We start from the raw sequence: 930 nt of genomic DNA on the forward strand, positions 1-930 counted from the left end.
ACATATAACGTTGATTTATCGTGGTATTAATAAAACCATATTTGAAAAGTTCGATTAAAATATAATAAAAACCTGGTTATAGCTATTTTCAAGTACTTATTTTTTTATCAATTAATTCACTTACTATTGGCTATATTATTTAATATTTCTTAAGCCTTACGATAAACATTATTCTACTTGAACACCTTTAATTTGATACTATTTTCCGATTAACCAATTTCTTTAACCCCACCATTATACTTATAGATGATAATAATTTCTGATTTTTGGAAAGTGGATGATGACCTTCGTATATTTCCCATCTTCTGAATGAATGGAAAGGTTTTTCGATTCTATCCAACTCATCTTCAAACTTGTCCACAAGGTATTCAACAGGACTTAATATATCAATTAATGCGCAAATAGAAATAATTAGCAAAGCTATCGATGTGTCTATTGATGAAGAAGGCATTAATGCTTCAATACTTTCGATCAAATATAGAGTCTCTCCTTTTTATATGTTATAATTTAAATAACACAGTGTGTTAAAATTATAATAACGCACTGTGTTAATAAAAGGAAGTGATTTTTTATGCCAAGGATTGTTAATCATGAAAAAAAGAGGAAGTCAATTGCTGAGGCCGCTTGGAATATTATTAAGAAAGAGGGAATCGAAAAAGCATCTATAAGAAGCGTTGCTATTGAAGCAGGCATGTCTGCTGGAGCGTTAAGACATTATTTTTCAACTAAGGATGAAATGTTATTATTTATCATGGATTATTATCTGGAAGAAGGGAAAAAACGTTCTCAAAGTAAAAGTTGGTCAGACAATCCATTGCAGGCGGTTGCGGAAGTTTTATTAGAGCTTATACCAATTGATGAAGAAAAGAAAATCGAAACGAGTGTTTGGTGGATCCTTGCACTTCAGTCACTTACAAGTGATACTTTAAA

2 protein-coding genes are annotated in these 930 nt (G+C 30.6%); one reads left to right on the forward strand and one right to left on the reverse strand.

The genetic code is table 11. The features are described 5' to 3' along the window. Positions 1-187 precede the first annotated feature (187 nt). Positions 188-475: a hypothetical protein gene (locus WKT09_RS13700; protein WP_340416558.1), complete on the reverse strand. Its 288-nt coding sequence runs from the start codon at positions 473-475 to the stop codon at positions 188-190. A gap of 96 nt (positions 476-571) precedes the next feature. On the opposite strand from WKT09_RS13700, the gene WKT09_RS13705 reads away from it, so the two are divergent. Continuing rightward, positions 572-930, forward strand: a 359-nt coding sequence (locus tag WKT09_RS13705) for a TetR/AcrR family transcriptional regulator (RefSeq protein ID WP_340416559.1), incomplete at its 3' end; no start/stop codon positions are given.

It is taken from the genome of Pseudogracilibacillus sp. ICA-222130, from assembly GCF_037892545.1.
Taxonomy (GTDB): domain Bacteria; phylum Bacillota; class Bacilli; order Bacillales; family Amphibacillaceae; genus Pseudogracilibacillus.